The sequence below is a fragment of the Actinomycetospora sp. genome, assembly GCF_055612215.1.
The window spans coordinates 1-4923 of sequence record NZ_JBVPVA010000350.1; the positions used below are offsets into that span (position 1 = coordinate 1).

4 protein-coding genes and 1 pseudogene are annotated in these 4923 nt (G+C 73.8%); all 5 read right to left on the bottom strand.

The genetic code is table 11. The features are described 5' to 3' along the window. Nucleotides 1-72: pseudogene (locus AC0CYZ_RS10015) on the bottom strand (NADH-quinone oxidoreductase subunit NuoK); the annotation flags it as partial. Next, nucleotides 69-887, bottom strand: a complete 819-nt coding sequence (locus AC0CYZ_RS10020) for an NADH-quinone oxidoreductase subunit J (protein WP_472214792.1) — start codon at nucleotides 885-887, stop codon at nucleotides 69-71. The gene AC0CYZ_RS10020 and the pseudogene AC0CYZ_RS10015, both read right to left, overlap by 4 nt. Then, a complete protein-coding gene (gene nuoI / locus AC0CYZ_RS10025) occupies nucleotides 887-1543 on the bottom strand; it encodes an NADH-quinone oxidoreductase subunit NuoI (protein WP_472214794.1) in 657 nt (218 codons plus the stop codon). The genes AC0CYZ_RS10020 and nuoI overlap by 1 nt, the downstream gene beginning before the upstream one ends. Further along, entirely contained in the window at nucleotides 1543-2877 is a 1335-nt protein-coding gene (nuoH, locus tag AC0CYZ_RS10030) for an NADH-quinone oxidoreductase subunit NuoH (RefSeq protein ID WP_472214796.1), read from the bottom strand. The genes nuoI and nuoH overlap by 1 nt, the downstream gene beginning before the upstream one ends. Continuing rightward, nucleotides 2874-4923, bottom strand: a 2050-nt coding sequence (locus AC0CYZ_RS10035; protein WP_472214798.1) for a molybdopterin-dependent oxidoreductase, incomplete at its 5' end; no start/stop codon positions are given. The genes nuoH and AC0CYZ_RS10035, both read right to left, overlap by 4 nt.

Below are 4923 nucleotides of genomic sequence, written 5' to 3' on the forward strand. Positions count from 1 at the left end.
CCGTACGAGCACCCCGACGGTGCCGATGGCGAAGAGCAGCGCGGACAGCAGCAGGTAGTTCGTGGGGCTCACGCCTGGCTCCCCTGGATCTCGCCGGCGCCACGCTGCTCGTGGTGCGGCTCGTGGTCACGGGCGTGCCGGTCGTGCTCGTCGCCCGCGTGGGCCAGCTCGGTGGCGTGGCCCAGCCGCTCGCGCGCGGTGGCCTCGATGATCGCCGAGAGCGACTCCGGCGCGACCGACCCGTCGGGCAACAGCGCCGGGGTGGCGACCGAGTCGCCGGTCGCGAACACCCCGGGACCCGAGCGCGACCCGAACTTCTCGAGCGGCCCCTGCAGGCGGGCGGTGACCCGCTCGCGCTGGGTGATCACCTTGGCCTTCGCGCGGCCGGCGAAGGTGTAGACCATCGCGCCGAGCGCGCCGGTGATGATCAGCGCCGAGGTCAGCTCGAACGCGAGCAGGTAGCGCTGGTAGATAAGCAGCCCGAGGCTGCCGACGTTGGAGCCCGGCGCCGGCCCGACGGCGAGCGGCACCACCACCGAGTTCGCCACCGCGCCCAGCAGCAGCGCCGCGAAGCCGATCCCGAGTACCGCCGCGGCGACCCGCTGGCCGCGCAGGACCTCGACGACGGAGTCGGACGCGTCGCGCCCGACCATCATCAGCACGAACACGAACAGCATCATGATCGCGCCGGTGTAGACGATGATCTGGGTGAAGCCCAGGAACGGCGCGGACTGGACCATGTACAGCCCGCCGAGCGAGAGCATCGTCAGCACGAGCCAGAGCGCGGAGTGCACGGCGTTGCGGGAGAACACCATCCCGAGCCCGCCGGCCAGCGCGATCGGCCCGAGGATCCAGAAGGCGACGGCTTCGCCGACCGAGGTGGTCATCAGCGTCCCTCCCCTGCCGCCGCGCCCGCCTCGGCGGAGCCACGCTTGGCCAACGGGCCCTTCCCGACGAGCGCCGCACCCGGCTCGACGTTCGCGCCCGCGCGGTTGTCGGTGTCCAGGTCGTGCTCGCCCGCCGGGTCCTGGCCCTTGCGCGCCAGCTCCGGGCCCTGCACGTAGTAGTCCTGCTCGTTGTCACCCAGCCGCATCGGGTGCGGGGGCTGCTCCATGCCCGGCAGCAGCGGGGCCAGGAGCATGTCCTTGGTGTAGATCAGGTCCTGGCGGTCGTCGTCGGCGAGCTCGTACTCGTTCGTCATCGTCAGCGACCGCGTCGGGCACGCCTCGATGCAGAGCCCGCAGCCGATGCAGCGCAGGTAGTTGATCTGGTAGATCGCGCCGTAGCGCTCGCCCGGGGAGTACCGCGCCTCCTCGGTGTTGTCGCCGCCCTCGACGTAGATCGCGTCGGCGGGGCAGGCCCAGGCGCACAGCTCGCAGCCGACGCACTTCTCGAGGCCGTCCGGGTGCCGGTTGAGCTGGTGGCGGCCGTGGTAGCGCGGCGCCGTCACCTTCTTGACCAGCGGGTACTCCTCGGTGACCACCTTCTTGAACATCGTCGAGAAGGTCACCCCGAAGCCCGCGATGCCGTCGAACATGCCCATCAGGCGTCTCCCTCGGACTCGGAGCCGCTGCCCACGGCGGCGGTCTCCTTCGCGGGTGGTGCCACCGACCGCCGTCGTCGGGGCGGTGAGGGCGGGACGGCGAGGTCCAGCGGCGGCACCGGGTAGTCGGACACGAGCGTCGGCGTCGCGTCGGCGTCGTCCTCGTCGTCGGAGCGGCGGTCGGGCAGCAGGAACGCGACGACGACCGCCACCACCAGCACGACCGCGCCGATCAGCAGCACGACCGGGGCGGACACCGTGCCGTACTGGACGCGCAGCACGCGCAGCGCGGAGACGGCGAGGACCCACACCAGGCTGACCGGGATGAGGATCTTCCAGCCCAGCCGCATGAACTGGTCGTAGCGCTGGCGGGGCAGCGTCCCGCGCAGCCAGATGTAGACGAAGAGGAACACGAACATCTTCGAGATGAACCAGATGACCGGGAACCAGCCCTCGTTCGCCCCCGCCCACAACGACAGCGGCCACGGGGCGCGCCAGCCGCCGAGGAACAGCGTCGTGGCGACGGCCGAGAGGGTGACCATGTTGACGTACTCGGCGAGGAAGAAGAGCGCGAACTTCAGCGACGAGTACTCGGTGTGGAAGCCGCCCACCAGCTCGGACTCGGCCTCGGCCAGGTCGAACGGGGCGCGGTTGGTCTCCCCGACCATCGAGATCGCGAACACCACGAAGCTCACCGGCAGCAGCCAGATGTACCAGCCGCTCTCCTGCGCGGTGACGATGTCCGCGGTCGAGAGCGACCCCGCGTACAGGACGACGCCGATGATCGACAGGCCCAGGGCCAGCTCGTAGGAGATGACCTGGGCGGTCGAGCGCAGCGCGCCGAGCAGCGGGTACGGCGAGCCGGACGCCCAGCCCGAGAGCACGATCCCGTAGACGCCGATCGAGGAGCAGGCCAGGACCACGAGGATGCCCACCGGCAGGTCCGCGACCTGCAGCGCGGTGTGGTGGCCGAAGACCGAGACCTCGGGCCCCAGGGGGATCACCGCGAACGCGACGAACGCGGGGATCGTCGAGATGATCGGCGCGAGGAAGAAGACCGGGAAGTCCGCCAGCGTCGGGCGGATGTCCTCCTTGAAGGCCAGCTTGAGCCCGTCGGCCAGCGACTGCAGCAGCCCGAACGGGCCGTTCCAGTTCGGCCCGGGGCGCTGCTGCATCCGACCCACGACGCGGCGCTCGAGCCAGATCATGAACAGCGTCATGAGCAGGAGCAGCGCGAAGACGAGGACGACCTTGACGATCGTCAACCACAGCGGGTCGCCGGCGAGCAGCGCCTGGGTGTAGCCCGGCGTGCCGGGTGGGGGGAGCGGGTTCACGGTCGGTCTCCCGGAGCGGCGGTGACGGTGTCCCGGGGGCCGACGCCGGTCCCGGGAGGCTGCGACCCGGTCACGTGCACCGGGCCGCCGTGGCGCAGGCCGAGCCCGCGCAGGGTCGTGACGCCGCCGGGGCCCGGCACGTGCGAGGGCGCCCAGACGACGTCCTCGGGCAGGTCGGCGAGCTCGACCACGAGGTCCAGCCCGCCGCCGGGGGCGTCCTGCGCCGGCTGGAGGCGGGCGGGCTCGCCGGCGACGAGGCCGAGGCGCTCCGCGGTCGCGGCGGCCACCCGGAGGCGGGCCGGCCGCGCGGTGCCGGGCAGGTCGGGCTCCTCGGCGAGCAGCGCGCCGCCGTCGAGGAGCTGGCGCCAGGTGGCGAGCCGGACGGTGTCGGCCGACCCGTGGGTGAACGACGCCGTCCTGACGTCGGACGTCAGCATCGTGCCGTTGCTGCCGTCCGGGGAGGGCGCGGTCGGCCGGGTCGCCGGCGTCGACGGCGTCACCGCGACCGTGCCCAGCTCCGTGAGCTCGGCGGCCGCCGCGGCCGGGGTCTGGGTGAACAGGTCGACGTCCATCTCGACCGCGAGCGAGTCGAGCACCCGGCAGTCGGGCAACGTGACCGCCGCCGTCCCGCCGACGCGCCCGGAGCCGCCCTGGCCGGGGTCGATGGTCGTCCCGAACGGCCGGTCGCGGCCCTCCCAGTTGCGGTAGGTGCCGGCGCGGTTGACCGCGGGCGCCACCGGGAGCACGACGTCGGCGTAGCCGCCGACCTCGGAGAGCACCTGCTCCAGCGAGATGACGACGTCGGCCTCGGCGAGGGCCGCGCGGGCCAGCGCCGGGTCGGGCAGGTCGTCGATCTGCAGGCCCCCGACGACGAGGCCGGCGAGCTCGCCGTCCGCCGCGGCCCGCAGCATCGCGGTGAGGTCGCGGCCCGGCGTCGCGGGCAGGCTCGGCACGCCCCAGACCGCGGCGACGGCCTCCCGCGCGTCGGCGTCGTCGACCCGACGCGCGCCGGGCAGCAGCGTCGGGAGGGCACCGGCGTCCACCCCGCCGCGCTCGCCCGCGCGCCGGGGCACCCAGGCGATCCGGGCGCCCGTCCGGGACCCGAGCGCATCCACCGCGGCCAGCAGCCCCGGGATCTCCGCGGCCCGCTCACCGACGAGGACGACCGCACCCGGGTCGGCGAGCGCTCCGGCGAGGTCGTCGGGGAGCGCGTCGAGGGCGGCGGCCTCGTCGCCGGGCGCGACGCGCACCAGGTGGCCACCGGTCTTCACCACCGCGGGCGTCGTCCACGACCCGACGTGCACCACCCGCGTGCCGTGGCGGGCGGCCTTGCGCAGCCGCAGGAAGACGATCGGCGACTCCTCCTCGGGCTCGAACGCCACGCACAGCACGGTGCGGGCGGCCTCGAGGTGGGCGTAGGAGACGTGGCCGGGGGCGACGCCCGCGACGTGGCCGGCGAGGAAGTCGAGCTCCTCGCCGGAGTGGACGCGGGCGCGCTGGTCGACGTCGTTGGTGCGCAGCGCCACGCGCGCGAACTTGCCATAGGCGTAGGCGTCCTCGACGGTCAGCCGGCCGCCGGGGAGCACGCCGACGCCGCGCTTCGGGTCGCCCTCGACCTCCACGCCGTCCTCACCGACGAGCACCCGCGCGGGTCCGCGCCCGTCGCGGGCGGCCAGGAGCAGCTCGGCGGCGCGCTCGAGCGCCTCGACCCACGAGACCGGGGCGAGCTCGCCGTCGTCACCGCGGACCATCGGCTGCAGCACGCGCTGCGGCGAGGTCGGGTAGCGGAAGGCGAACCGGCCCTTGTCGCAGAGCCACTCCTCGTTGACGGTCGGGTCCTCGCCGGCGAGCACGCGGGTGACCCCGCCGCGGCGCCAGTCGCGCCGGGTGGTGCAGCCCGAGGCGCAGTGCTCGCACTGGCCCGGCGTCGAGACCAGGTCGAACGGGCGGCTGCGGAATCGGTAGGACGCCGAGGTCAGCGCGCCGACCGGGCAGATCTGGATGGTGTTGCCGGAGAAGTAGGACTGGAAGTCCTCGCCCTCGCCC

What these genes read in the sequence shown, in the direction of transcription:
- AC0CYZ_RS10020 (WP_472214792.1), bottom strand. Translation starts at nt 887, where the DNA reads ATGACCACCTCGGTCGGCGAAGCCGTCGCCTTCTGGATCCTCGGGCCG.
- nuoI (WP_472214794.1), bottom strand. Translation starts at nt 1,543, where the DNA reads ATGGGCATGTTCGACGGCATCGCGGGCTTCGGGGTGACCTTCTCGACG.